The organism is Paucibacter sp. B51, assembly GCF_027863535.1.
GTDB classification, from domain to species: domain Bacteria; phylum Pseudomonadota; class Gammaproteobacteria; order Burkholderiales; family Burkholderiaceae_C; genus Paucibacter_A; species Paucibacter_A aquatilis.
On the sequence record NZ_JAPIVN010000001.1, the window covers coordinates 3,065,438 to 3,090,108 of the forward strand.

The following is a 24,671-nucleotide window of genomic DNA, read 5'->3' on the forward strand; positions in this document are numbered from 1 at the left end:
TCGGTTGGCAAAGCTTGCAGAGACAATACACGCATGAGCAAGGCATTCACCAAGGAAAGTGACGCGGATGACGACGAGGACCTGGCGCTGCCGGCCTTGCCGCAGGGCGCGCGCAACTACATGACGCCGCAGGGCTATGCCCGCATGCGGGCGGAGTTCATGACGCTGCTCGATGTCGAGCGGCCCAAGATCGTCGAGATCGTGTCCTGGGCGGCCAAGAACGGCGATCGCAGCGAAAACGGCGACTACCTCTACGGCAAGAAGCGATTGCGCGAGATCGATCGGCGCCTGCGTTTCCTCAACAAACGCCTGGACCTGGCCGAGGTGGCCGACCCCAGCCTGCACCACGGCAACGAGCAGATTTTTTTCGGCGCCACCGTCACCTACGCCACCGCCAAAGGTGAGGAGCGCACCATCACCATCAAGGGCATCGATGAATCCGACAGCCTGGCTAGCGAGGTCTCCTGGGTGTCGCCAATTGCCCGTGTGCTCTTGAAGGCGCGGGTCGGCGATGAGCTGCAGCTGATGACGCCGGGTGGCGTCGAGCAGATCGAGGTGCTGGAGGTCAGCTACCCGAAGCCGGAGTCGTCAAAGGCTTGATGCTTAGGGCTTGACGCGCCAGACCCGCAGCACGGCGGGCGAGCGTTTGAGCGTGCGCAGCACATCGGCCAGGTGCAGGCGGTCGCGCACCGAGAGGATGAGGTTCATCTCGGCGGTTTCGCGCTGCTGCATCTCGTCGCTCATCATGATGTGGGTGATGTCGGCCTCCGCCGCGCTGACGGCCGAGGCCACTTGCGCCAGCACGCCCTTGCCGTTCTTCAGCAGCAGGGATACGGCGGCCTCGAAAGGGCGGGTCAGCTCTTCGGCCCAGTTGACGGCAATCCAGTGCTCGGCATCGCGCTGGAACAGCTTGCGGCCGACCTGGCATTCGGCCGTGTGCACCAGCAGGCCTTCGCCGCGGCCCAGATAACCCTTGATTTCATCTCCGGGAATCGGGCGGCAGCAGGCCGCCAGGCGCACCGAGGCGCCTTCGCTGCCGTCCAGCGTGACCTGGCCTTGCGAGGGGCCATCGTCCGCGGTGAAGCGGCCGATGCTGAGCATGACGGCATCGGGCCGCTGGCCTTGCTCGGCCAGCATGCGGGCCAGCTTCTTGGCCACGATGGTGGCGATCTTGCGGCCCAAGCCGATCTCGACGAGCAGCTCGTCGGCATGGCGGTTGCCAGCCCAACGGGCCAGCTGCTGCCAGAGTTGTGCGGCGTCGTCATCCTCGTCGTTCAGGCTGGGCAGGCTCAGGCCTTCGGCACGCAGGGCCTGGGCCAGCATCTTCTCGCCCAGGTCGCGGCTTTCTTCCTGTTCCAGATTCTTGAGGAAGTGGCGGATCTTGGAGCGCGCGCGGCCGGTGCGAACAAAGCTGAGCCAGGCCGGATTGGGGCGGGCGCCGGCGGCGGTGACGATCTCCACCACATCGCCGCTGCGCAGCTCGGCCCGCAGGGGCACGGGTTCGCCGTTGATCTGTGCGGCCACGCAATGGTCGCCCACATCGGAGTGGATGGCGTAGGCAAAGTCCACCGGCGTGGCGCCCTTGGGTAGGGCCATGATGCGGCTCTTGGGTGTGAAGACGTAGACCGCATCGGGGAAGAGGTCGATCTTGACGTGTTCCAGGAACTCGTTGGCGTCGCGGGTCTCGTCCTGGATGTCGATCAGGGACTGCAGCCAGCGTGAGCCCAGTTGCTGCGCGCTCTCGGCGCTGGTGCCGCTGGGGTTGCCGCCTTTTTTGTAGAGCCAGTGCGCTGCCACGCCTTTTTCCGCCACCATGTGCATGGCCTCGGTGCGGATCTGGAACTCCACCGGTGTGCCCAGCGGGCTGACCAAGGTGGTGTGCAGGCTCTGGTAGCCGTTCGGCTTGGGGATGGCGATGTAGTCCTTGAAACGGCCCGGCTGCGGCTTGTAGAGCTGGTGCAGCACGCCCAGGGACAAATAGCACTGGGGCAGCTCGTCCACCACGACACGGAAGCCGAAGATGTCGCTGACCTGGGCAAAGCTCAGGTGCTTCTCGCGCATCTTTTTGTAGATGGAGTAGATGGCTTTCTCGCGGCCGTGGATCTGCACCGGGTGGGCGCCATCGGCAAAAGCCTTGACGACATCGCGCTCGATGCGCGACACCAGATCGCGGCGGTTGCCGCGGGCCTTGGTGATGGCCTTGGACAGGGCGGCATGTCGCCAGGGATGGATGTGCTGGAAGGACAGGTCCTGCAGCTCGCGGTAGATTTCGTTCAGGCCCAGGCGGTGGGCGATGGGCGCGTAGATGTCCAGGGTTTCGCGTGCGATGCGGCGGCGCTTGGGCGCGGCCATGGCCTCCATGGTGCGCATATTGTGAAGACGGTCGGCCAGCTTGATGAGGATCACGCGCACATCGCGCGCCATGGCCAGAAGCATCTTGCGGAAGGACTCGGCCTGGGACTCTTCCTTGGTCGAGAACTGCAGCTTGTCCAGCTTGGTCAGGCCGTCCACCAGCTCGGCGGTGGGGGCCTCAAAGCGCTCGATAAGCTCGGTCTTGGTGACGCCGCAGTCTTCCATGGCGTCGTGCATCAGGGCGGCCATGATGGCCTGGGCGTCCAGGCGCCACTCGGCACAAATGCCGGCCACCGCAATCGGATGGGTGATGTAGGGCTCGCCGCTCGCCCGGAACTGACCCAGATGTGCCTCATCGGCGAATTTGTAGGCTTCGCGGATGCGCTTGATGTCGCCCTTGGGTAGGTAGCCCAGGTGCTGAACCAGGGCGTCAAACGACGCCGCCTCGGCAGCCGTTGGCTCGGGGGCGGGGCGCAGGCCCGACAAACCGCTCAGGGCGGCAGGCAGGCGGGAGACGGCAAATGATCGAAAACCCATGGCCCGAATTTAACCGATGAATTTGCGTGCCATCTGCGCCAGCGCACAAGACCGTGCCATTCGGCATCCTTGAGTGCTCGCGCGGGTGCCAGAAACGACAACGGGCGCCGGAAGGCGCCCGTTTGTGCAATCAAATGCAGCGAAAGACTGGAATCAGACCGGCACCTTGCGCAGCATTTCGATGCCGACTTCGCCGGCGGCGATTTCGCGCAGGGCGGTGATGCCGGGCTTGTTCTTGCTGTCGACCTTGGGAGTGTGGCCTTGGCTCAGCATGCGGGCGCGGTAGGTTGCGGCGAGCACCAGCTGGAAGCGGTTGGGGATCTTGGTCAGGCAGTCTTCGACGGTGATGCGGGCCATGTGTGGATTCCAGTTCAGGTGTTCAGGAGGATCGGTTTCTGAGGCGTGGTGCCGTGCACCAGGGCTTCAGGGCAGATCGAGCGCTTTGAAAACGGCAGAGCGATTTCGGCGCTGAGCCGCGTATTTTAACCGCTGCGCGTGGACGATGGACTTCAGATCGAAAACGGCCGTGTCAAACACCGCGTTCACGACCACGAAATCGAAGTTCTGCGCCTGTGCCACTTCGATGCGGGCGTTGGCCATGCGCTTGGCAATGACCTCGGGCGCGGTGTCGCCGCGGCGGTTCAAGCGCTGCTGCAGTTCTTCCCAGCTGGGCGGCAAGATGAAGATCAGCACGGCGTAGGGAAAGAGCTGCTTGATCTGCAGCGCGCCCTGGAAATCGATTTCGAGCACCACGTCGTCGCCATGCGCCATGCGCGCCTCGATGGCGGCCCGTGAGGTGCCGTAGAGGTTGCCATGCACCTCGGCCCATTCGAAGAAATCGCCACGCGCCGCCATGGCGCGGAATTCTTCTTCGCTGGTGAACCAGTATTCGCGGCCGTGCTGTTCCTGGCCGCGCGGAGCGCGCGAGGTGTGGGAGATCGAGACGTCGAGCTTGGCGTCGAGCTCCAGCAAGGCCTTGACTAGGCTGGATTTGCCGGCGCCGCTGGGGGCGGCGACGACGAAGAGGTTGCCGGGGTATTCCATGGATCGGATGTGGTCGTGTGAGGTGGGGCAGCGGCGCTGAGGGGGTGGGGGCTGTGGGGCAGAAGGAGAGCCGGGCCGGCTTATTCGATGTTCTGCACCTGCTCACGCAGTTGCTCGACGGCGACCTTCATCTCCACCGAGATATTGGTCAGCTCCAGGGCGGCCGCCTTGGAGCCCAGGGTGTTGGCCTCACGGTGCAGCTCCTGGATCAGGAAGTCCAGGCGCTTGCCGATTTCGCCGCCCTTTTTGAGCAGGCGGGCGATTTCTTCCAGGTGGGCGCGCAGGCGGGCCAGTTCCTCGGCCACATCGATGCGGATGGCGTAGGCCGCCGCTTCGTTGAGTGCGCGCTCGCGCAGGTTTTCTTCCGGGATGGTCTGGGCCGCGCCGGTGCTTGCGAGTGCCTCTTGCCAGCGCTCGAGGAAGCGCTGCTGCTGGCGCTGCACGATGGCCGGCAGCATGGGCTCGGCGGCATCGGCCAGGGTGCGCAGGTGTTCGATGCGCTCCATCAGGATGGCGACCAGCTTTTCGCCTTCGCGTTCACGCGCTTCGAGCAGGCCGGTCACGCATTGGCGGGCGGCTTCGAGCGCGGCTTCATCCAATTTTTCGGGGGCGGAGCCGCCGCCCTTGCACCAGATCAGGGCCTCGTGGACGGTCAAGGGCTGGGCTTTGGGCAGCCAGTTCTGCACCGTGCCCTCTAAGCGGGCCAGCTTGTTGAGCTGGTCGGACTGTGGCTGCGGCCAGTTGCCCTCGCTCTCGCGCTGGGTGTTGATGCGCAGCTCGACCTTGCCGCGCTTGAGCTTGGCCGTCAGCAGCTCGCGCAGGGCGGGTTCCAGGCCTCGCAAATCCTCGGGTATGCGAAAGCCCAGGTCCAGAAATCGGCCGTTGACCGAACGCAGCTCGACCGTCACGCTGGCGCCGCTGGGGCTGGCAGCTGCCGAGGATGTGGCATTGGGGGACCCGGTGTTTTCACTGGGTGCGGTGGGTTGCGAGCTGACGCTGGCATATCCCGTCATGCTGTAGACTGGCATCTAGCGTTCGGTGTGGAATAAAACTCGATTATGTCAAAGCCGAAACCGGCGCCCTTGCCTGCGGGAACGGTGGTTGGGGGCTACCAGATCATCAAGAGGTTGGCAGCAGGCGGATTCGGCGTGGTGTACCTGGCCGAAGACCCGGAACGCCACCTCGTCGCCCTCAAGGAATATCTGCCCTCCAGCCTGGCTGAACGCTCGCCCGGCGAGTTGACGCCGCGCGTCAAACCTGAGAAGCAGCCGCTCTACCGCCTGGGTCTCAAGAGCTTCTTTGAGGAAGGCCGATCGCTCGCGCAGATCTCGCACCCGAGCGTGGTGTCGGTGCTGAACTTCCTGCGCGAGAACGAAACCGTCTACATGGTGATGAACTATCTGCAGGGCGACACCCTGCAGGACTTCATCGTCACCGCGCGAGATATGAAGCGCGACAAGGTCTTCCGCGAATCCACCATCCGCAGCCTCTTCGACGAGATCCTCCGTGGCCTGCGCATCGTGCATCAGCACAAGATGCTGCATCTGGACATCAAGCCGGCCAATATCTTCATCACCAACGAGAACAAGGCGGTGCTGCTGGACTTCGGCGCCGCGCGCGAGGTGCTGAGCAAGGAAGGCAATTTCATCCGCCCGATGTACACGCCCGGTTTTGCCGCGCCCGAGATGTACCGGCGAGATGGTGCCTTAGGTCCGTGGACCGACATCTACGCCATCGGCGCTTGCATCTACGCCTGCATGCAGGGCTATCCGCCCAATGACGCGCCGCAGCGCCTGGAAAAAGATCGCCTGGCGCTCAGCCTCTCGCGCCTGCGCAATGTGTATTCCGACAACCTGATCGAAGTGACCGAGTGGTGCATGTCCCTGGATCCGCTCTCGCGTCCGCAAAGCGTGTTTTCGCTGCAAAAAGAGCTGGCGCGCGAAACCGAGCGCCGCTATACCAAGCTCAGCTTCAGCGAGCGTCTCAAGCTGCAACTGGAGAACCTGAAGACCGGAGCCAAAGCGTGAGGGGCCCAGCGTGAGGTTCAACACCTTCCAGGTGAGCCGCCGTGGCCGGCGGGAGAAGAACGAAGACCGCATGGGTTATTGCTACACCCGCGAGGCCGGTTTGTTCGCCCTGGCCGACGGTCTGGGTGGGCATCCCGAGGGCGAGGTGGCTGCGCAGATGGCGCTGCAGACCCTGGCCGCCTTGTTCCAGCGCGATGCCAAGCCGGCGCTTGAAGACCCCGCCGCCTTTTTGCAGGATGCGGTCTTGATCGCGCACCAGCAATTGATCCGTTATGCCGCCGAGAAGGGCATGAGCGACACGCCGCGCACCACCATCGTGGCCTGCGTGCTGCAGGGGCGCCGGGCCTTCTGGGCCCATTGCGGTGATTCGCGCCTCTACATGGTGCGTGCCGGCAAGCTGATCGCCCGCACGCGCGACCATTCCTATCTGGAGCTGCAGAACGCGCTCGGCCGGGTGCCCCAGGACGGCGAGACCTTCAACCGCAATGTGCTCCTGACCTGCCTGGGCAGCCCTGGCAAGCCCATGATCGACACCCATGGCCCCATGCTGCTGGAGGTGGGAGACCGCCTGCTGCTGTGCTCGGACGGGCTCTGGGGCACGGTGCCCGACGACTTCATCACCGAGCAGCTCTCGGCCAGCCCGGTGGCCGATGCGGTGCCCGATCTGGTGGAGCAGGCCCTGCGCAACGGCGGGCCGCGCTGCGACAATGTCACTGCGCTGGCGGTGGAATGGGAAGGCGAGGCCGATGCCGACGAGGGCCACACCGAGGCCGGCATTTCCACCCGCAGCCTGTCCGATGACGGCTTTGCCACCACCATCCAGGCTGCCGCCCAGGACGGGCGCGGCGGTGCGGACGAGCTGGACGAAGCCGAGATCGAGCGCTCCGTGCGCGAGATCAACGAAGCCATACGCCGCGCCAACGAGCGCCAGACCGGCGTACTCAAGAAATCCTGAAGGACCCCATCATGACTGAAGCCAGCCAGACTCTGCGCGCCAGCGGCCGCGCAGCGGACGCACTCCGCCCGGTGCGGATCACCCGCCACTACACCCGCCATGCAGAGGGCTCGGTGCTGATCGAGTTCGGCGGCACCAAGGTGCTGTGCACCGCCTCGGTCGAAGAGAAAGTGCCGCCGCACAAGCGCGGCTCGGGCGAGGGCTGGGTGACAGCCGAGTACGGCATGCTGCCGCGCGCCACCCACACCCGCAGCGACCGTGAAGCGGCCAAGGGCAAACAAAGTGGCCGCACTCAGGAGATCCAGCGTCTGATCGGCCGCTCGCTGCGCTGCGTCTTCGATCTCAAGCTGCTGGGCGAGCGCACCATCGCGCTGGACTGCGATGTGATCCAGGCCGATGGCGGCACCCGCACCGCGGCCATCACCGGCGCCTACGTGGCGGCGGCCGATGCGGTCAGCTGGCTGCTGGCTCAGGGCAAGATCAGCGCCAGCCCGATCCGCCAGGCGGTGGCGGCCATCTCGGTGGGCATCGTCGAGGGCACGCCCTTGCTGGACCTGGAATACACCGAAGACTCAGCCTGCGACACCGACATGAATGTGGTGATGACGGCCGATGGCGGTTTTGTCGAGCTGCAAGGCACGGCCGAGGGCGTGGCCTTCAGCCGCGTCGAGATGAATGCGCTGCTCGATCTGGCCGAGAAGGGCATTGGCGAGCTGCTGGCGGCGCAGAAAGCAGCCTTGTCGTCATGAAGATTGTTCTGGCCTCCAACAACGCCAAGAAGCTGGTCGAGCTGCAGGCCTTGTTCGCGCCCTTGGGGGTGGAACTGCTCACGCAAGGCTCGCTGGGCATCCCCGAAGCCGAGGAGCCTTTCGGCACCTTCGCCGAGAACGCCCTGGCCAAGGCCCGCCACGCGGCCGAGGCCAGCGGCCTGCCCGCCCTGGCCGATGATTCCGGCCTGGCGGTGGAGGCCCTCGGTGGCGCGCCTGGCGTGCTGTCGGCGCGTTATGCCACGCTCTTCGGTCAGCCCAAATCGGATGCCGACAACAACCGCGTGCTGCTGGAGCAACTGGCCGCCTTCCCGGCGCCCGAGCAACGCGGCGCGCGCTTTGTCTGTGCCCTGGTGGCCGTGCGCAGTGCCGCTGACCCCGAGCCCTTGATCGCCATGGGGCGTTGGCAGGGGCAGATCTTGACCGTCGCGCAGGGCGAGGCCGGCTTTGGCTATGACCCGCTGATGTTCATCCCGTCCCTGGGGCGCAGCGTGGCCGAGCTGAGCGCGGCCGAGAAGAATGTGCAGAGCCACCGGGCTTTGGCGGCCGTCCATCTGGCCGCGCAGCTGCGCGAGGTCTGGCATCTTGGCTGATGTCATTCGCCTGATGCGGCCGGGCACGCTGAGCCTGCCGGCGCTGCCGCCGCTGTCGCTCTACGTGCACCTGCCCTGGTGTCTGCGCAAATGTCCGTATTGCGATTTCAACAGCCATGAGTGGCGGGTGGACGGCGCCGTGCGCGAGCTGCCGGTGGACACCGCGCGCGCCTATCTGGCTGCGCTGCGCGCTGATCTGGAAGCCTCGCTGCCGCTGATCTGGGGGCGGCCGGTGGTCAGCATCTTCATCGGCGGCGGCACGCCCAGCCTGTTTCCCCCGGAGCAAATCGCCGAGTTGATCTCGGACCTGCGCGCCCGCCTGCCGCTGGAGCCGGGCTGCGAGATCACGCTGGAGGCCAACCCGGGCACGTTTGAGCGCGACCGTTTCAAGGGCTTCCGCGAAGCCGGCGTCACGCGCCTGTCCATCGGAGTGCAGAGCTTCGACGATGCCAAGCTCAAAGCCCTGGGCCGGGTTCACAGCGGCGAGCAGGCGCGCGCTGCCATCGCCGAGGCCGCCCAGGCCTTTGACACCTTCAACATCGACCTGATGTATGCGCTGCCAGGCCAGAGCCTGGCCGAGCTGGATCTGGAGCTGCGCACGGCCCTGGACTTTGCGCCGCCGCATCTGTCGGTTTACCACCTGACCATCGAGCCCAACACCCGCTTCGCCAGCGCGCCGCCCGAGAACCTGCCCGACCCCGATCTGGCCAGCGAGATGCTGGACCTGATCACCGCCCGCACCGGCGCCGTGGGCATGGATCGTTACGAGGTGTCAGCCTACGCGCGCGCGGGGCACCGCTGCGCCCACAACCTGAACTACTGGCAGTTCGGCGATTACCTCGGCATCGGCGCTGGCGCGCACAGCAAGATTTCCTTCCCGCACCGCGTGCTGCGCCAGGTGCGCTGGCGCGAACCGGCGGCGTATATGGCCAAGGCCGGCGAGGGCGCCGCGGTGTCGAACGAGAACGAGGTGGCGCGCAGCGAGCTGCCGTTCGAGTTCATGCTCAATGCCCTGCGTCTGCGCGAAGGCGTGGGCCTTCAGTCCTATCTGGAGCGCACCGGCCTGCCGCCCTCCAGCATCGCCCGGGCCATGGAGCAGGGGCGCCAGCGCGGCCTGCTGGAGGCCGATCCGGCGCGCATCGCGGCGACCGCCAAGGGCTTTGATTTCCTCAGCGACCTGCAGTCACTCTTCCTGGCTGACTGACTGACCGAGCATGGCCCGCACGGGGCCGCTGGCCTTCACAGCGCCATCACGTAAACGCTCAAGGCCTCGTGCTTGGCATGGCGCTTGGCCGTGGCCGCTGCGCTGGCCACCTCTTCGGCCCGGTGCAGGCTGCCGGGGCTGACCCGCACCGCGCCAATGCTCAGCGTGGTGCAGGGGTGGAAGCGCATATCGCCATGGCGGTCTTCGGCCATGATGCCGCCGGCCTGCAAGGCCGCGGCGTCAAACAGATTGCGGGCCAGCTCATTGAAGCCCTGGACGATCTGCTCGCAGCGCTGCTCCCAGTCGGCGCTCTGGAACAGCATCACGAAATCGTCGCCGCCGACATGGCCCAGGAAGTCGCGCTGGCTGTCGCAGTGGTTGCTGGCCACGCGCGCCACCAGGCGGATCATCTCGTCGCCGCGCCAGTAGCCGTACTCGTCGTTGAAGGGCTTGAAGTGGTTGAGGTCGGCGTAGGCGGCGACGAACTCGCGCCCGCTGGTCAGCAGGCGGCCGATGTGCTGGCTGATCGGAATATTGCCGGGCAAAAAGGTCAGCGGGTTGGCGTGGCGCGCCGCTTCAATACGCGCCTCCGTCACCGAGCGCACCAGCTGCTCGCCGGTGCCCAGGCCGAGGTAGCGTCCCTCGCGCACGATGATGAAGCCTTCGCGCAGATAGCGCTGGTCGGCCGAAGTCAGCACGGTGGTCAGGGCCTCGATGCCGGTGTCGGCGTTGACGATCAGCGGCGTCGGGTTGGCGAACAGGGTGCAGGCATGGCGGCCGTACAGGTCCATGAAGAATGGCTTGGCCCATCGGTTGATGAACTGTGCCCGGTCGACCAGGGCCACCGGCTCTTGCCGGCTGTTGAGCACGGCGATGGCGTGCAGCTCCTCGTGTTCGTTGAAGACGCGGAACAGCTGCTCGTGCGTGGTGTCCTCGTGCACGGTCACGGCTTCCATCATCAGGCGCTCGGCGGTGACACCGTTGCTGGAGGCGCGGCGCAGCTCGGGCAGCACGGCGATCTCACTGCTGGCCAGCACCTCGCGGGCGCCGGCCAGGGGCTCGCGCGCGCCGTCGGGTGTGGGGCGGCCGATCAGCCAGCCTTGGCCAAAGGCCACGCCGAGATCCCGCAGCACGCGCAGTTCCTCGGCGTTTTCGATGCCTTCGGCCACCAGCTGGGCGCCAAAGGTTTCGGCCAGCTGCAGCAGGGCGCGGAAGGTCTGCAGCTTCTCGGCATGGGCCGGCAGGTCATGGGTGAAGTATTTGTCGATCTTGACCACATCGGGCTGGATCTCGGACCACAGGCGCAGCGAGGAGCGGCCGTCGCCGAAATCGTCCAGCGCAATGCCCACGCCCTTGCGGCGCAGCACGCCGATGGCGCGGCGCAGGCCTTCGATATCGGCCACTCGCTCATGCTCGGTCAGCTCGATCATCAGCTGGCTGGCGCAGATGCCCAGGTCTTCGCAGATGAACAGCCGGTCCTGCTCCAGGCCCTGGGCCACGGCGCTGGCCAGCGCCGTGGCGCTCATGTTCAGCAGCAGGCGGCCGGGCAGCTTGAGTCGGCTCCACTCGGCCATGGCCAGCAGGGCGCAGTGCACCTCCAGCTCGGTGTTCAGGCCTTCACGCCGACCGGCGGCGAACAACATATCGGGGTACTCGAGCGGGCTGCCGATCGGGCCGCGCACCAGGGCTTCATGGCCGTAGACCAGGCCGCAGTCCAGTTGCACGATGGGCTGGAAGACCGTGCGCAGCTGGCGGCGGTCCATCAGGCGGCGAACCGTCAGTGGCGGAGCTTCATCGCCCGGTCTGGATCCTGCGGCGATGGGGGATGCGGGGGAGGGGGAGAGTGCGGCGCTGCTCATAGCGCCATGGTGCCCAGCGTCAATGACAGGGCCAAGAAAAGCGGGGCCCATCAGCACAAAGGCCGCATCAGCGTGAGCTATTGCTCGGCTGTGCGGCCTCGGGGTGGGCGTGTTCTGGCCTGGGTGGCTTCAGCTTGGGCTTACACGCGATTGAGCGACATGCCCGAGGTGCTGCGCAGGCGCTCGATCAGGCGCGGTGCGATCTGGCTCAAGGGCAGGACTTCGTCGGCCGCGCCGGCATTGATGGCTTCGCGGGGCATGCCGAAGACCACGCAGGTGGCCTCGTCCTGCACGAAGTTGTAGGCGCCGGCGTCCTTCATCACCTTCATGGCCTTGGCGCCATCGGCGCCCATACCGGTCAGCATGATGCCCAGAGCGTTCGGGCCCACGACGCGCGCGGCCGAGTGGAACAGCACCTCGACCGAGGGCTTGTGGCGGTTCACCGGCTCACCGTCCTGCACGCGGGCGATGTAGTTGGCGCCCGAGCGCTCGACGCTCAGATGCAGGCCACCGGGGGCGATGTAGCCGTGGCCCGGCAAGATGCGCTCGCCATCGCTGGCTTCCTTGATGCGGATGCGGCACAGGCCGTCCAGGCGTGCGGCGTAGCTCTTGGTGAAGCCGGGCGGCATGTGCTGGGTGATGACCACGGCCGGGCAGTCGGCCGGCAGATTGACCAGCACATCCTTGGTCGCCTCGGTGCCGCCGGTAGAGGCGCCGATGAAGATGATTTTCTCGGTCGACAGCCGACCCAGGCTGGCCATGGTGACCGGCTTGGCCGGCGCCGCGGGCGGATGGCCTGCGTGGGCGGCCGCGCCCGTTGCGCCCGAGGCGGGCAGGGCGGCGTGGCTGCGGCGGATGTGGGCCTTGGCGGCGATGCGGATCTTGTCGGTGATGTCATCGGCCAGCAGGCGGATGCCATCGGCCACGCCGATCTTGGGCTTGGCGACGAAATCGACCGCGCCCAGTTCCAGGGCCTTGAGTGTGACTTCAGCACCGCGCTCGGTCAGGGTGGACACCATCACCACCGGCATGGGGCGCAGGCGCATCAGGCGGGACAGGAAATCCAGGCCGTCCATGCGGGGCATTTCGATGTCCAGGGTGATCACGTCCGGGTTCAGCGAACGGATCATTTCGCGGGCGAGCAGCGGGTCGGCGGCGGCGCCAATGCAGACCATATCGGGCTGGCGGTTGATGATCTCGCTCAGGATGCTGCGCACCAGAGCCGAGTCGTCGACCACCACCACAGTTGTCTTGGCCATGTCTTACTTCTCCTCTTGGGGGCGGGCTCAGAACAGATCGACAGAACCGCCGCTGGCCACCACGGGCTGGGCTTTCTGGGCTGCAGAACGGTCCTGTTGCACCAGGGCGTCGGTGTTGGTGGGGGCGAGGCGCTTGACCATGGCCTTGCCGCTGAAGGGCAGGAAGCAGACCTTGCGGGGGTAGATGTCCATCACGTCCTTGGAGACGATGGGAATGCGCTCGAGCTTGAGGAAGTCGATCACGAAGTTGGTATTGCGTTCGCCGACATTGATGGTGTTCATGCCGGCAATCACGGCGCCGCCGCCGAAGATCTTGGCTTCCATGCGGCCTTTGGAGGCACCGCGCTTCATCATCTCGTTGATCAAGAGTTCCATGGCGTAGGAACCGTAGCGGCCGGAGTCGCCGCTGCCTTCGGGCAGCATGAAGTGGTTCATGCCGCCGATCTGGGCGTGGCGGTCCCAGAGGCAAGCGGCGATGCAGGAGCCCAGGGTCGTCATGACCAGCAGGTCCTCGTTGTCCACGAAGTACTCGCCAGGCAGGATCTTGACCGCCGCGTTCTTGAAATGGGCGTCGTAGAAGAAGAACGATGCTTCACCAGGCTTGCGCGGCATGGCCTTGAGTTGCGCAACGCGGGCCGCTCCCGCGCCGCTGGTGAACATCGAGCCGGTGCCTGCACCGGAAGTGGGCGGGGGGGTGCTCATGTTTTTTTATCGGTCGCTGGACTGTGAACTTGAGGATTGCGTCGGAGCGGGGCTCAGACGCGCTCGTAAATCGTCTTGCCGCGCAGGCGGAACAGATCGCGCGAGTCGGTGAAGTTCTCCGAGTGGCCGACGAAGAGCAGGCCATGCGGGCGCATCACACGGTGGATGCGCTCCAGCACCTTGCGCTGGGTCGGCGGGTCGAAATAGATCATCACATTGCGGCAGAACACGATGTGGAAGGGCTCGCCCAGCGACCACTGCGTGTCCATCAGATTGAGCGGCTTGAAGTCGATCCAGCGCTGCAGCTCGGGCTTGACGCGGATGCGCCCGGAGTTGCCGCCGGTGCCGCGCATGAAGAAGTTCTTCAGCCGGGTTTGGTCCAGGCCTCGGGCATCGGCGTTGTAGACACCGCGGCGGGCCGTGTTCAGCACATTGGTGTCGATGTCGCTGGCGGTGATCTGCACCTGGGCACTGCTGCCCAGCGCTTCGCTGCAGGTGATGGCGATGGAGTAGGGCTCCTCGCCCGTGGAGGCTGCGCAACACCAGATGCGCACCGGCTTGCCGGCCAGCGGCTTCAGGTCGTCGGTCAGGGCGTGGAAATGGTGCTCTTCGCGGAAGAAGGAGGTCAGGTTGGTGGTCAGGCAGTTGACGAACTCCTGCCATTCCTGCGTGCCCTCCACCCCGGTGGCGTGTTCCAGCCACTGCAGGTAGGCGGCGAAAGACTTGTGGCCGGTCTCGCGCAGGCGGCGGGAGAGGCGGCTGTAGACCATGGCGTGCTTGCCATCGTGCAGGCTGATGCCTGCGTGCTTGTAGATCAGTTCCCGAACCCGGTCGAAATCCGCCCGGCTGAAGCTGAATTCATGGTCGATGGCTTCGGCGCCTGGTGCACTTGGAACAGCTGGCATAAGGTGAGCTCGGTTATGTCCCGGCTGCTGGCGCAGTCCAGGCTTTGATTTTGCGTCGTCTTGCAGTCTGGCGGTTCAAGCCTGTCCAGCATAGGCCAAACAAAGCCGCCAACAGGGGTCAGATCGCCAATTGAGCACGAAAACCCACTGCTAGACTGGCTGCGCACTTGCCCCTCCCCCCTGCACACCATCTTGGATTCCTCAAGCCCCACACCCGCTTTGCTGGATGCCCGACGCCTGCGGCTGGACCTGGCCCTGCAGCTGCTGCAGCAGGCGGGCGCCTTGCTGCCCGAGGCCGAGCCTTACAGCGAGGCTTGGCTGCAAGGCATCATGGACGCGCTGTGCGACCTGTCCAGCAAGGACGCCTTGACCGGACTGGTCAACCGCCGCAGCTTCGAGATGGCGCTGGCCCGCGAAGTGGACCGCGTGGCGCGTTCGGGGGAACCGGCCTTGCTGCTGGTGCTGGACATCGACCATTTCAAGGCGGTCAACGACACCTACGGCCATGCGGCCGGTGACCTGGTGATCCAGGCGGTGGCCGGGGCGCTGAACCAGGTGGTTCGCCCCATGGACACCGTCGCCCGCGTGGGCGGCGAAGAATTTGCCATCGTGCTGCCCAAGTGCGCAGCCGGTTTTGGCGCCACCGTGGCCGAGCGCCTGCGCGAGCGGGTGGCCGAGCTGCGAATCGAAATTGCGTCCGGTCAGACTCTGGCGGTGACGGTCAGCCTGGGCGGTGCCTTTGCGCCGCAGTGGGTGCGTTCCTCGTCCCTGCTCTGGATGGAGCGGGCCGATCGTCAGCTCTACCGCGCCAAGGCCGAGGGCCGCAACCGGGCCTGCCTGGAGAACCAGGTCGATTCCCTGGTGAGCGCCGAGGAAAAAGGCATGTTGTTTGCAGTAACGCAACAGGAAAGTGAATGAGTACGACACCTGATCCTGCTGCATCGTCGCCGGCGTCCCCGCTGGGGGCCGCCCGTCCGGCGCCCAAGACGGGCAGCCGTGCCGGCGCCCGCACCTTGGCCGTCACCAGCGGCAAGGGCGGCGTGGGCAAGACCTTTGTGACGGCCAATCTGGCCGCCGCTCTGGCGCTGCGCGGCCAGCGTGTGCTGGTGCTGGATGCCGACCTGGGCCTGGCCAATCTCGATGTGGTGCTGAACCTGCACCCCAAGCTGACCCTGCACGATGTCTTCACGGAGAAGGCCACGCTGGACCAGGCCATCCTGCCGGCGCCCGGCGGCTTTTCGGTGCTGCTGGCGGGTTCGGGCATGGTGGAGTACTCGCGCCTGACGCCCGAGGTGCGCGACAAGCTCTTGCACATCGTCGAGATGGTGCGGCCACGTTTTGACTGGATCTTGTTCGACACCGGCGCCGGCATCTCCGATGTGGTGCTGTTCTCCATCTCCATGGCCGCCGATGTCCTGGTGGTGGCCACGCCCGAACCGACCTCGCTGACCGATGCCTATGCCACCATCAAGGTGCTGGCCACCCAGCAAGACCGCCGCGAGGTTGGCCTGCTGGTCAACCAGGCCAACCGTGTGGGCGAGGGCAAGCTGATCTGCGGCCAGCTGCAGCAGGTGCTGCAGCGCTTTGTCGGCGCCCGCCCGGGCCAGAGCTTCAAGCTGGAGCTGCTGGGCGAGGTCAAGAACGATCTGACCGTGCGCCAGGCCGTGCTCAAGCGCCAGCTGGTGCTGGAACATTACCCCGGCAGCGATGCAGCCCAGGCCATCAAGGCTTTGGCCAATAAACTGCTGGGATGAGCAGTTCAGACACTTCTTCCGATTCTTCCCCTTCAACATCGTCCTCGTCCTCGTCCTCGTCCTCGCCCGAGGCCTCGCCCGCCACCGCCTTTGAGTGGGTGGGCGGCGAGGCGCGGGTGCGCGCCCTGGTCGATCGTTTCTACGATTTGATGGAGCTGGAGCCCGCCTTCACCGAGCTGCGCGCGGCCCACGGCCCCAACCTCGACAGCGCCCGCGACAAGCTGTTCTGGTTTCTCTGCGGCTGGCTGGGCGGCCCCAACCACTACATCGAACGCTTCGGCCACCCGCGTCTGCGCGCCCGCCATCTGCCCTTCAAGATCGGCATCGCCGAGCGCGACCAATGGGTCGCCTGCATGGGCATGGCCATGCAGGATGTGGCGCTGGACCCGGCGCTGCAGGAGCGCTTGCTGGAGAGCTTCATGGGGACGGCGGATTGGATGAGGAACAGTTAGCCCCTCGCCCGCGGGTACGCGGGCGGTCCCCCGGGGGGACTGGACTCAGCGGCCGGCGTGGGCCGGCGGCTGAGTCCTCAAGCCGGCCTTGGGGCGGCCCGGCGGTCGGCTTGAGTTGCAAGCACTGAGGTTGCTCCGAGGTTAAGTGCCGGCCAGCAGGACCATCAAGGCGCCGCTGCCGCCATCGCTGGCGCGGGCCTGCACGAAGGCCAGGACCTGGTTTTTCTGCACCAGCCAGCGGCGCACCCGGGCTTTGAGTACGGGCTCGCGGCCCGGTGAGCCATTGCCCTTGCCGTGGACCACGCGCACGCAGCGCAGGCCGCGGCGGGCGCTTTCCTGGATGAAGTGGCCCAGGGCTTCGCGGGCCTGATCGCGGCGCAGGCCGTGCAGGTCAAGCTGGGCCTGCAGGCTCCAATGGCCGCGGCGCAGCTTGCGCACCACTTCCTGGCTGATCTCGGGACGGCGAAAGGACAGGCTCTCGTCGGTTTCCAGCAAGGTGTCGACATCGAAGTCGTCCGACAAGGCCTGCAGCAGCACCTGGCGCTCGTCGGCCTCCCGCTGCAAGGGCTCAGGAGCGGGGCGCTGGCGCTGGTGCAGCACTCGGGCCTGCTGGGCAGCCAGCCGTGTCACCGGGCCGACGCTGAGCTCGAAGATGCGCCGCTCCTGCTCGGCCAGGCGCGCGGCCGCCGCTTCGCGCTCGCGCCGCTCTTCCTCGGCGCGGCGCGCCAGGGCCAGCTCGCGCTGCAGCAGCTTGAGGTCTTGCAGGCTGTGGAGGGCGGGGCGGGCGCGCGATGGGGAGGGCGGGGATGTCATGGCGGGAACTGCGTGGCGGGCGCCATCATATTTGCCCGCGCTCCGCCATCGAGATCACCTCGCCCATGCCCACCACGAAATGGTCAAGTACCCGGATGTCGACCAGGTTCAGGGCCGACTGCAAAGCCTGGGTCAGCAACTCGTCGGCGCGCGAGGGTTCGGCTACACCGGAAGGGTGGTTGTGGGCCAGGATCACGGCGGCCGCACCCAGGGCCAGGCCGCGCTTGACCACCTCGCGCGGGTAGACGCTACCCGTGAATGACGAGCCATGGACACGCCCCCATTGCTGCAGCGCCACAAGGCTTGGGGTAGATCGTTTGTGTCCATGGGTCGCACAAGCAGCGGCGCCCAGCAACTCTTGATTGCCACGGCCGATCATGGCTTCCGGCATACCTTGCACGTTCGGCATGAACTCCGTTACGTCTAGCCTCGGACAGTAGTGAACCAAACCCAACGATGCAATATTCTCAAGCCCCGCCGAGGCAAGGGCGCTTGAGAAAATACCCTGAATGATCGATACCGGGTCTTGTGGATAATTCGATGCGTTTGAGGTACCTTCTGTCAAAATTACTGCCCTTTCTTCAATAAAAGACCGCGAATATCAACAGTATGTACACAATCTGAGGGAGGTATATTTGGGATCTCGAAAGCAGTCTATTCTATGTGCGGGTACGCCTATTTAATTGCGTTGGAGGAGGACTCACTTCATCTAGTCGAATTCTCAATAACTTGACTTCTGCGCTAAGCTCTACTATTCGACGAAATGCACTCGTCAACTGTGACTGAGCATAGTCGCGCTGCGCAATAACTTCCAGAAGACGTTCTTTCGCCTCACTTCGGAACTTCTTCTGCTTGAGATTAATTGCTTGCTGCGAAAGCCGCTCATGGGAGTGAACTTCAACATATGCTTGGATTTCTCTTACCAGAGACGGGAATCGACTTTTTCGTAATGCGCTAGGGTCGCAACCGGCTTCTTTTGCAATATTGTTCTGCGAAATCGGTGTTCCTTTAGGTAAAAGGTCAGGCGTGCCTGTCTTCAGTCGCTCAAAAGCTTGTCGAAACCGCTCTTCGGATGTTAATTTATGTGTTTCGGAAGGCATTTAAGAAAATCTCTAATCCGTTGTGCTCAACGAGTAATGATTTGTGTCGAGGGCTAGCGGGTTGTAAATCAGCTAGTTCCTCCTTTAAAAGAGAAACCTCTTTTTCGATTGAAGGGACCCTTCTTGAGTCATAGAGTACGTCCGCGCAGGGAGTTGTGCCATCGCTCCCGGTGCAGTGGGAAATAGACTCAATCCCACCATAGCTGCATGAGCTGCGTTTAGTGCAGGCACCGATTCGAATTTCTCGAAAGCTCGCTTTTCCAAGTCGGCCATGGGCGGATAGACTTTTAAAATCAGCTTCTCTAATTATGTTAGAGATAATGGCATCTTTACGTCTTTGTCCATGAGGAGATATAAAGTTACCGTGAAGGGTAGAGTGAATCTTATGTGTCATTGTCTCGTGCATCGCTGATTTGACCAAGCTTTCCACTTCTTGGTTCAAGTGCAGCTTAGTGTGGCCTCGGCCGTAGTAGAGCGACATCTGCCGTGACGAGTGTTTCATCTGAAACTGTATGCTTGAATCTGACAGTAATCCGCTTGCAAACATATTAATGGCCCCTGTGCGGCGAAGTTGATGCCATGATAGTGGCCAAGTCTTGCCAACTTCGAATCCCCTTATCGGGCTTAAGTTAGGTGTGAGCTGTTTTGCAATTCGTATATCATCTTCATTTATTTGAAGTTTCTCATGTTCAAAAAGCAAAAGGTCTGGCGCTAGTAGATTCTTGTAGGCTGACGGATAGGGGCGAACTGAGTATCTTTGCGTTGGACCGCTGGCCCAAGGCTCGTATGATCTGTCGTAGAGATATGGATTTAAAAGATCCGCGCTGCTCGGATTAATTTCTGGATGAGCTGCAGCGCAGCGAATTCGGAGTCGAGACACTAGTGTCATTGCTGCCACAGCTTTCTCGACGCTTGGGCTTGTGGGCCATCTAGCATCTGAATCCAAATCGGTTTTTGTGGTTTCGCCGCAAATAATCGGAATTCGACCTAGTCGCTCATCCTCTTCCCACTTTAGGCAATCTACACGCAATGAGGAAACTTCCTCGATGCGTTGCAAGCTGAAATTCGCAATGTAGCCAAGTCCGACGTTCTGAATGAGACTGAGATATCGAGAAAAAACTCGAATAGTTAGACCGCCTTTGGGTAGTGAGATCCACCTTAGTAGGAGGTCTTTGATTTCGAATCTCTCGGCCGTATGGTGAAATCTATTATAATTTTTATAGCCATTCTTTGTGCCGGTTCCTACAGGAGGCGGAGTTTTAAAGGGTAGGCGTGAACGGCTCATTTTCGACGTCATAGCCCCTTCTAGTGAATGATAATTGTGGGCGTAAGCATCGATGCAGAAGTTGAAACAGCTCTCGATGTTTTCTTGATGTTCGAGGAAATCTTCTAGACATAGCTTCAACCGACTGAGTTGGTAATTCCAAATGCGCGGTGGGATGTAGGCTGTCTGGATGCTTTCATGGCTAGGTCGGACTCTTTTGAGATGCCTGATGCTGTCTTGATCCAATAGGTAGAACCCGAGCTCCTTGCGAGCGTCCCATATACGATGAAGTTCGCTAACAGTTGTCTCGTAGGAGACAGGGCGTAGGAGATTTGGGAGACGCTCAAGCACTTTAGGGTAGCGCATTAAGTCGCTTGCAATAATTCCTTCGCTGCTACAAAGAGCAACGATTGGGCGAATCAGTCTGAAAAAAGAGTTTTGAAGCGAGTTAGTCGTCCGAACTGCTTGTGGACCCCATATCCGCCAGGTAGTTAGTAGCCTCATAAGGTCTGCGTTGGCATGATCTAGGCCGCCTGCAGCTTTCTCGTATGGGGCGTCACCAAAGCGCAGATTGCACGATTTTCCTGCCCAACTAGATAGGTTCCAATTTGAGTCGCCCCATCTAGAAAGGACCTTTCCGTCCTTGTCCTCGCTTACAACCCAATCCCGAGGAGGTGGCCAACTCGGGGGGGCGATAGGATTGTCTAGAAGGATCTAGCCAATTGGCCCCCATTCGTAGGCCGAACTCAAGCGGTTTCATAGTCATACGGCGCCTTCCATGTGTTCAATTGGTCGACGCCAGTATGGATGATACTTTCCTTCGTCGATAAGTGTTAGTGCCTCCTCTACCCATGAATTCCGTTGTGTACTTGAATCGCGGAACCATCGAAGTTTCTCGCTGATTCGGTCTATCGTTAGTTGTGCAGGGTTGATTTCCCTTGTGTCTTTCGGATTACTCCATTTAGACAACTCTATTATTTTTAAGTGTCGGAAACATGCTAGAGACCATACGTGGTCTTCGCTATCTACATCCCGGTGGTGCTCGCACCATAGGCATCCTGACGGTAGTACGCAATTCGGCTTGGCCACGTTTTTTGGAATATTTTGAACTGGTGTAGGTTGCCCGAGGCAGTGACCGGGTGCTACGGAAAAATCCTGCTGGACTGCAGGATCATGCTTTGACCAAAATTGCATTACCTCACCGATTGCGCGGTGTTGGCTTGGCCTTTCGTAGATTCGCAATAGCGTCTCTTTTGAGTGCTGCGCCATCGTGGAAGTAATTTCGGGGTCGCTGCTGATGCGCAAAAGCCAGTTTATCCTGGTGTTACGCAGGGCTTGTGGGGAAACAAAATTCATACCAAGCTTCCTGCACTCTTGGCGTAAACGGTGGAAGCCTGGTGCTGCATCTTCTGATCGACCGAAGTTGCGTACAAAGGGGAATAGAAGCTCGGAATCAGGGAATATGTTTCTGCGCCATTCCAGATATCGCTCAAAATGGCTCTTGTAATCCTTGAATATTTCGAATAAGACATCTCCTCCTTTGCGACTCTTTCTGTCTTTTACGTGGTAACCATCAAGATGGCTAATGAAGCAAAAGTTTCGAATTTTTAGGCGGTGGGCTTGTGCGAGATTAATTCCGGTCTGCCCTACGAGCATCAGCATTTCAGCTTCGCAGCGAAGATTAGCCAGTGGATACCGTGTCTTTAGTGTTCCCTCTGTTTCCCATGCATCAAATCTATTGGATTTGACGTCTGGCGTGTGTGTTTTTTTTCCTTCATCGCAACCAATACCTTTCCACCTTAGTGCGGCAGCTGGGTTTTTGTAACCTGACCAGTGAGTTATTTCCCCACCCTGCCGAAGATGTATTTTGACCGGCAGTCTCCCATTTAGAGTTGTATCTATGGTAAGTCTGTCGCATACATCTTGTAGCAAACTTCCAAATGCAAAAGTTTGTGCAAGGTTTTGTTTTTCTGCGATAGCTCCGATCGCCGATTTGCGACGAGGAGGCGGCTTCAGCCTCGTTAAATGAATTAACGGTGTGGCCCGGTCTAGAATTTCGTCCAAAACCAACCCAACTTGGGCTCCTCGTTGGTACGAGCCAATGTGGCTCAGATCTCCCTTTATATTTTTTCGATGAGCGAGTGAGTCTGCCCAATGAAGATATGTGGATTGAATGGTGTCTTTAGTAAGTGCGTGGTGTGCTTCTTCAGCCCAAGCGAAAAAGCGTCGAAAGTATTCGAATGTGGATTTCGTTGATTCCGGACTGCCCCCGCTTATCAGTTTTCTATTCATTACTTCATGAATTGATTTGATGAGTTCAAGGCGATTTTGCAACGGTTGGCCAAGTAGGCCGGTTGATGCCTTTAATTCGAATTTACTTAAGAGTGATTTTGCGCCGCCCCAGTAAAGTAATATAGTGAGATTGATTGGAGTTGCCCTCTTGCTATATTTTATGGACGGGAAAGATAGTTCTGGAACCTTATGCACAGTGGGAATTCCATTTTCTGTTTTTTAGTCCAGTGAAGGACTTATTGAATGCCTCCGCCACTTCTTGTTTTCCTTTGCTGTTGTCAAGGAATTTGATGTACCTGAACGTTGTGGATTCGTGCTTGTGAAGCATTGCGTGTTTTACAAACTCAACTGCGGCCGGTACGGTTGTTACGCCAAGTGCTAGTTTCATTAACCACGTACCATATGTGGAACGCGTTTGATGAAACTTGAAACGCTCCATGTACTTGAGCCCGGCACGACACGCGGAGATGCGCAGGCTTGTCATTATTCGACTTATGGTGTTTGCGCTGTAGGGCTCGCCACGTCTTGTTAGGAATAGTATGGATTTGTTTTTTGACTGAGCTTTCGATTCCCTTTTGAGGCGCTTGGTCGAGTATGCATACTCCTTTAGCTCTCGAAGAAGAAAGTCTGGTACTAGGAGTTCACCCTTTACATTGAATTTTGTCGCTACGGTTGTTCCCGGGCCTACCCGAATTACTGAAAATTCCTTTATATAAGAATCACATCGAGCCTGCTCTAAGTCCTCTATGCGCAACGTATTGATGCTCCCAAGTCTCGCTCCAGTAAGGAATCCTGTCCATAACATGAGGTGCAGTTCTCGTGTTTCATTCTTAGAAGTGAATTCCATTAACTTGGTCATGTGCTCGTCGCTAAGCGGAAGAAGGCCATCTTCAAGAAGATTGCCTGTTTGAGCACGATTTGGAATTGAAAGGTCTGTTGTCGCACGAATCATTGTGCGTTGAAAACCAACGGAGTCGTAATATGGAATTATTGTCGGCCATTCTTTCCACATTTGGTGGGGCGAGTTTATGAAGTTCTGGATTTCGGCGTATCGATAGAATTGAATTATTGCGCCCATGCGGGCGCGTGCCGTACTCGATGCCAATGTTCCTGCATTGATCTTTTCAATTAGATCGCCACGAAACTTTACGATGGCTCTTTGAGATAGTCGCATTGGAAAATGTCTCCAATCGAGTTCTTTTTCTTCGAGAAAGCAACAATATGCATATAGATGCTTCATCAAGGACTTTACAGTTTCTTGATTTGCTTTGTTTTCTGAAATCTTTTCTAGTGCCCAGTTGTTTGCTTCGGCCCAGGATTCGCCGCTTCTCCAGAAAATTTGCGGTAGCTTTTGAATTTTTGGGGACGATACGTCCTGTTCCCAGGTTGGGTTTTCATTCGTGTGGATGTCTATCCATGGTATGAAGTTGATGTATTCAATGCAGGCCATTTTTTTGTTGGGCGAAGTGGTTTTGTGATTAGGCTAAGTTTGTTATTTCCGTGCTGATGTTATGTTTTCTTTGGTATTTGTTGAATTGCGCTTTGGTTGTCGCTATATTTAAGTGTTTCATGTTGATCCTGGGGTAATAGTCCTAGGGTCGCTCTGCATAATTCGGGAAGAGACCATGTCGTGAGGATCGAGATAGGCTGCAAGGCGCAGTTTGAGGTTGTTGATGAAACTTGCGGCGTTGCAGATCCTCCGGTGCTGCGCTAGTAGGGCGCGAGCTTATTTGTACAGGGCATCCCTTGAGAAAATAATATGATTATGTGCGTGAGAAACTGATTCGATGCTGGCCATTTGGAAGAGGTGGCAGCATATTTGAATGTAGTTGATTCAGTGGGTATCTCTGAGCCTCAATCCGAGGCCAATACTAGATGTCATGAACTTCACGAGAATCGCCATAGTCACCGGCTTGCTTCATCGTTGTGGACCATCCAAGAGTCGTTTAGCTGGTTTTTTGTCGTCCCACATGTGATGGATCAGGTATTGGACGTCAGCCAAGGTTGGACAAAGTGCGCCTAGATGTTTGTTCCGACTGTGCTCTACCTGATTGCGATCATCGTGGAGCCAAGATTGTTGTGTAGCTGTATTGTTTGAGGTCTCAATCAAAATCACTTTGACTGCGGCATTTGGCCAGCCCGTCCGATGGCAACCAACTGGTGACCGTCTTCAATCCCAGCTGGTTGCTAGCCGAGGCTTTGGGGAGGCGAATTTTGTGTTCTTTGTTCGTCTTTTGAGCTTCGAACTTAGTTCGCTTTGAAACAGTGTTTGGAACACGGATCGACACCGCAAAGTGGCTACCCGGTGGTTGTCCGAATAGGTATAAGCAGGCTCTGATCTCGCGCTTTTGACCTCGTCGCATTGGCTTCGACGTTACTGGGAACGGATTCGCTGTCCGGCAGTACATTCGGTTCGGTTGTCTCCGCTCCAAAAGCGGCTACCCGGTGGTTGTCCGAATAGGTTTAAGCAGGCTCTGACATCGCGCTTTTGACTTCGTCGCATTGGCTTCGACGCTACTTGGAACGGATTCGCTGTCCGGCAGTAAATTCGGTTCGGTTGTCTCCGCTCCAAGTTTGATTGGCATTAGTGCTTCACGACCATGTCAGTGGTGCGATGTAGCGCCAGTGGCCGGCCTGCACGGTTTGTTGCTCTGTTGGCGTTGTTCTAGGATGTGCGCGACTTGCATCCGCGCTCTTTGGCATCGCTCAGAAATACAACTGTTGTCTGTGCCGCATGAAGGGAGGGCACATGTGTCGGGGCAGTCCGGCGACGAGGTGTGAACTTGATGATT

Annotated in this window: 22 protein-coding genes and 1 pseudogene; 9 read left to right on the top strand and 14 right to left on the bottom strand. The window is 60.7% G+C overall.

Annotated features, from left to right (window positions below):
* Positions 1 to 33: 33 nt before the first annotated feature.
* Entirely contained in the window at positions 34 to 600 is a 567-nt protein-coding gene (greB, locus tag OOB33_RS13180; RefSeq protein ID WP_271009015.1) for a transcription elongation factor GreB, read from the top strand.
* 3 nt (positions 601 to 603) lie between these two features.
* On the opposite strand, the gene OOB33_RS13185 is transcribed toward greB, so the two are convergent.
* The 4 genes from OOB33_RS13185 to OOB33_RS13200 form a co-directional block, all read right to left on the bottom strand.
* Positions 604 to 2,889 (bottom strand): RelA/SpoT family protein, encoded by a 2,286-nt coding sequence (locus OOB33_RS13185; protein ID WP_102769953.1) that lies wholly within the window; start codon positions 2,887 to 2,889, stop codon positions 604 to 606.
* Positions 2,890 to 3,042: 153 nt separating this feature from the next.
* Entirely contained in the window at positions 3,043 to 3,246 is a 204-nt protein-coding gene (gene rpoZ, locus OOB33_RS13190) for a DNA-directed RNA polymerase subunit omega (RefSeq protein WP_102769954.1), read from the bottom strand.
* A 66-nt stretch (positions 3,247 to 3,312) separates the two neighbouring features.
* The gene (gene gmk, locus OOB33_RS13195) at positions 3,313 to 3,933 is read right to left on the bottom strand and encodes a guanylate kinase (protein ID WP_271009016.1); all 621 of its coding nucleotides are present in this window, start codon (positions 3,931 to 3,933) and stop codon (positions 3,313 to 3,315) included.
* Positions 3,934 to 4,013: 80 nt separating this feature from the next.
* Positions 4,014 to 4,961, bottom strand: coding sequence for a YicC/YloC family endoribonuclease (locus OOB33_RS13200; protein WP_271009017.1), 948 nt, complete (start codon positions 4,959 to 4,961; stop codon positions 4,014 to 4,016).
* Positions 4,962 to 4,991: 30 nt separating this feature from the next.
* Here OOB33_RS13200 and OOB33_RS13205 point away from each other — a divergent pair, with 30 nt between their 5' ends.
* Genes OOB33_RS13205 through hemW form a run of 5 tightly spaced genes read left to right on the top strand, consistent with a single transcriptional unit; the run spans position 4,992 to position 9,479 of the window.
* Complete coding sequence (locus OOB33_RS13205) at positions 4,992 to 5,960, top strand: serine/threonine protein kinase (protein WP_102769957.1); 969 nt, start codon at positions 4,992 to 4,994, stop codon at positions 5,958 to 5,960.
* A 10-nt stretch (positions 5,961 to 5,970) separates the two neighbouring features.
* Positions 5,971 to 6,915, top strand: coding sequence for a PP2C family protein-serine/threonine phosphatase (locus tag OOB33_RS13210; protein WP_102769958.1), 945 nt, complete (start codon positions 5,971 to 5,973; stop codon positions 6,913 to 6,915).
* A gap of 11 nt (positions 6,916 to 6,926) precedes the next feature.
* Positions 6,927 to 7,664 (top strand): ribonuclease PH, encoded by a 738-nt coding sequence (gene rph / locus OOB33_RS13215; RefSeq protein ID WP_102769959.1) that lies wholly within the window; start codon positions 6,927 to 6,929, stop codon positions 7,662 to 7,664.
* Positions 7,661 to 8,275 (top strand): RdgB/HAM1 family non-canonical purine NTP pyrophosphatase, encoded by a 615-nt coding sequence (rdgB, locus tag OOB33_RS13220; protein WP_271009018.1) that lies wholly within the window; start codon positions 7,661 to 7,663, stop codon positions 8,273 to 8,275. Before rph ends, rdgB begins: the two co-directional genes overlap by 4 nt.
* Before the next feature lie 13 nt (positions 8,276 to 8,288).
* Positions 8,289 to 9,479, top strand: coding sequence for a radical SAM family heme chaperone HemW (gene hemW, locus OOB33_RS13225; RefSeq protein ID WP_271010052.1), 1,191 nt, complete (start codon positions 8,289 to 8,291; stop codon positions 9,477 to 9,479).
* 35 nt (positions 9,480 to 9,514) lie between these two features.
* Here the strand turns inward: hemW and OOB33_RS13230 are convergent, their stop codons facing one another.
* The 4 genes from OOB33_RS13230 to OOB33_RS13245 all read right to left on the bottom strand — a co-directional run bounded on the left by OOB33_RS13230 (position 9,515) and on the right by OOB33_RS13245 (position 14,204).
* Positions 9,515 to 11,242, bottom strand: coding sequence for an EAL domain-containing protein (locus OOB33_RS13230; RefSeq protein ID WP_165794722.1), 1,728 nt, complete (start codon positions 11,240 to 11,242; stop codon positions 9,515 to 9,517).
* 236 nt (positions 11,243 to 11,478) lie between these two features.
* The gene (locus OOB33_RS13235; protein WP_171828285.1) at positions 11,479 to 12,597 is read right to left on the bottom strand and encodes a protein-glutamate methylesterase/protein-glutamine glutaminase; all 1,119 of its coding nucleotides are present in this window, start codon (positions 12,595 to 12,597) and stop codon (positions 11,479 to 11,481) included.
* A gap of 27 nt (positions 12,598 to 12,624) precedes the next feature.
* On the bottom strand, positions 12,625 to 13,257 hold the full coding sequence (gene cheD / locus OOB33_RS13240) for a chemoreceptor glutamine deamidase CheD (RefSeq protein WP_223696846.1): 633 nt from the start codon (positions 13,255 to 13,257) through the stop codon (positions 12,625 to 12,627).
* A gap of 95 nt (positions 13,258 to 13,352) precedes the next feature.
* Positions 13,353 to 14,204 carry a CheR family methyltransferase gene (locus tag OOB33_RS13245; RefSeq protein WP_171828284.1) on the bottom strand — a complete coding sequence of 284 codons (852 nt, stop codon included), beginning with the start codon at positions 14,202 to 14,204 and terminating at the stop codon, positions 13,353 to 13,355.
* 192 nt (positions 14,205 to 14,396) lie between these two features.
* On the opposite strand from OOB33_RS13245, the gene OOB33_RS13250 reads away from it, so the two are divergent.
* From OOB33_RS13250 to OOB33_RS13260, 3 genes are read left to right on the top strand one after another with little or no spacing between them, the layout of a single operon-like run.
* Positions 14,397 to 15,122, top strand: a complete 726-nt coding sequence (locus OOB33_RS13250) for a GGDEF domain-containing protein (protein ID WP_243392908.1) — start codon at positions 14,397 to 14,399, stop codon at positions 15,120 to 15,122.
* Positions 15,119 to 15,958 carry a MinD/ParA family protein gene (locus OOB33_RS13255; protein WP_102769966.1) on the top strand — a complete coding sequence of 280 codons (840 nt, stop codon included), beginning with the start codon at positions 15,119 to 15,121 and terminating at the stop codon, positions 15,956 to 15,958. Before OOB33_RS13250 ends, OOB33_RS13255 begins: the two co-directional genes overlap by 4 nt.
* Entirely contained in the window at positions 15,955 to 16,410 is a 456-nt protein-coding gene (locus OOB33_RS13260) for a group II truncated hemoglobin (protein ID WP_271009019.1), read from the top strand. Before OOB33_RS13255 ends, OOB33_RS13260 begins: the two co-directional genes overlap by 4 nt.
* Before the next feature lie 141 nt (positions 16,411 to 16,551).
* On the opposite strand, the gene OOB33_RS13265 is transcribed toward OOB33_RS13260, so the two are convergent.
* The 6 genes and pseudogenes from OOB33_RS13265 to OOB33_RS13290 all read right to left on the bottom strand — a co-directional run bounded on the left by OOB33_RS13265 (position 16,552) and on the right by OOB33_RS13290 (position 23,329).
* A complete protein-coding gene (locus tag OOB33_RS13265) occupies positions 16,552 to 17,223 on the bottom strand; it encodes a Smr/MutS family protein (protein WP_271009020.1) in 672 nt (223 codons plus the stop codon).
* A 25-nt stretch (positions 17,224 to 17,248) separates the two neighbouring features.
* Positions 17,249 to 17,476 (bottom strand): annotated as a pseudogene (locus tag OOB33_RS13270) (JAB domain-containing protein); the annotation flags it as partial.
* A 406-nt stretch (positions 17,477 to 17,882) separates the two neighbouring features.
* On the bottom strand, positions 17,883 to 18,323 hold the full coding sequence (locus OOB33_RS13275; protein ID WP_271009021.1) for a hypothetical protein: 441 nt from the start codon (positions 18,321 to 18,323) through the stop codon (positions 17,883 to 17,885).
* The gene (locus tag OOB33_RS13280; protein ID WP_271009022.1) at positions 18,304 to 19,380 is read right to left on the bottom strand and encodes a hypothetical protein; all 1,077 of its coding nucleotides are present in this window, start codon (positions 19,378 to 19,380) and stop codon (positions 18,304 to 18,306) included. The genes OOB33_RS13275 and OOB33_RS13280 overlap by 20 nt, the downstream gene beginning before the upstream one ends.
* Before the next feature lie 969 nt (positions 19,381 to 20,349).
* A complete protein-coding gene (locus OOB33_RS13285) occupies positions 20,350 to 22,074 on the bottom strand; it encodes a site-specific integrase (RefSeq protein WP_271009023.1) in 1,725 nt (574 codons plus the stop codon).
* Positions 22,067 to 23,329 (bottom strand): tyrosine-type recombinase/integrase, encoded by a 1,263-nt coding sequence (locus tag OOB33_RS13290; protein ID WP_271009024.1) that lies wholly within the window; start codon positions 23,327 to 23,329, stop codon positions 22,067 to 22,069. The genes OOB33_RS13285 and OOB33_RS13290 overlap by 8 nt, the downstream gene beginning before the upstream one ends.
* Positions 23,330 to 24,671 lie beyond the last annotated feature (1,342 nt).

What these genes read in the sequence shown, in the direction of transcription:
- OOB33_RS13185 (WP_102769953.1), bottom strand. Translation starts at nt 2,889, where the DNA reads ATGGGTTTTCGATCATTTGCCGTCTCCCGCCTGCCTGCCGCCCTGAGC.
- hemW (WP_271010052.1), top strand. Translation starts at nt 8,289, where the DNA reads ATGCGGCCGGGCACGCTGAGCCTGCCGGCGCTGCCGCCGCTGTCGCTC.
- OOB33_RS13230 (WP_165794722.1), bottom strand. Translation starts at nt 11,242, where the DNA reads ATGGACCGCCGCCAGCTGCGCACGGTCTTCCAGCCCATCGTGCAACTG.
- OOB33_RS13205 (WP_102769957.1), top strand. Translation starts at nt 4,992, where the DNA reads ATGTCAAAGCCGAAACCGGCGCCCTTGCCTGCGGGAACGGTGGTTGGG.
- rdgB (WP_271009018.1), top strand. Translation starts at nt 7,661, where the DNA reads ATGAAGATTGTTCTGGCCTCCAACAACGCCAAGAAGCTGGTCGAGCTG.
- OOB33_RS13255 (WP_102769966.1), top strand. Translation starts at nt 15,119, where the DNA reads ATGAGTACGACACCTGATCCTGCTGCATCGTCGCCGGCGTCCCCGCTG.
- OOB33_RS13265 (WP_271009020.1), bottom strand. Translation starts at nt 17,223, where the DNA reads ATGACATCCCCGCCCTCCCCATCGCGCGCCCGCCCCGCCCTCCACAGC.
- OOB33_RS13245 (WP_171828284.1), bottom strand. Translation starts at nt 14,204, where the DNA reads ATGCCAGCTGTTCCAAGTGCACCAGGCGCCGAAGCCATCGACCATGAA.
- OOB33_RS13275 (WP_271009021.1), bottom strand. Translation starts at nt 18,323, where the DNA reads ATGCCTTCCGAAACACATAAATTAACATCCGAAGAGCGGTTTCGACAA.
- greB (WP_271009015.1), top strand. Translation starts at nt 34, where the DNA reads ATGAGCAAGGCATTCACCAAGGAAAGTGACGCGGATGACGACGAGGAC.
- rpoZ (WP_102769954.1), bottom strand. Translation starts at nt 3,246, where the DNA reads ATGGCCCGCATCACCGTCGAAGACTGCCTGACCAAGATCCCCAACCGC.
- rph (WP_102769959.1), top strand. Translation starts at nt 6,927, where the DNA reads ATGACTGAAGCCAGCCAGACTCTGCGCGCCAGCGGCCGCGCAGCGGAC.
- gmk (WP_271009016.1), bottom strand. Translation starts at nt 3,933, where the DNA reads ATGGAATACCCCGGCAACCTCTTCGTCGTCGCCGCCCCCAGCGGCGCC.
- OOB33_RS13200 (WP_271009017.1), bottom strand. Translation starts at nt 4,961, where the DNA reads ATGCCAGTCTACAGCATGACGGGATATGCCAGCGTCAGCTCGCAACCC.
- OOB33_RS13260 (WP_271009019.1), top strand. Translation starts at nt 15,955, where the DNA reads ATGAGCAGTTCAGACACTTCTTCCGATTCTTCCCCTTCAACATCGTCC.
- cheD (WP_223696846.1), bottom strand. Translation starts at nt 13,257, where the DNA reads ATGTTCACCAGCGGCGCGGGAGCGGCCCGCGTTGCGCAACTCAAGGCC.
- OOB33_RS13290 (WP_271009024.1), bottom strand. Translation starts at nt 23,329, where the DNA reads ATGGCCTGCATTGAATACATCAACTTCATACCATGGATAGACATCCAC.
- OOB33_RS13235 (WP_171828285.1), bottom strand. Translation starts at nt 12,597, where the DNA reads ATGGCCAAGACAACTGTGGTGGTGGTCGACGACTCGGCTCTGGTGCGC.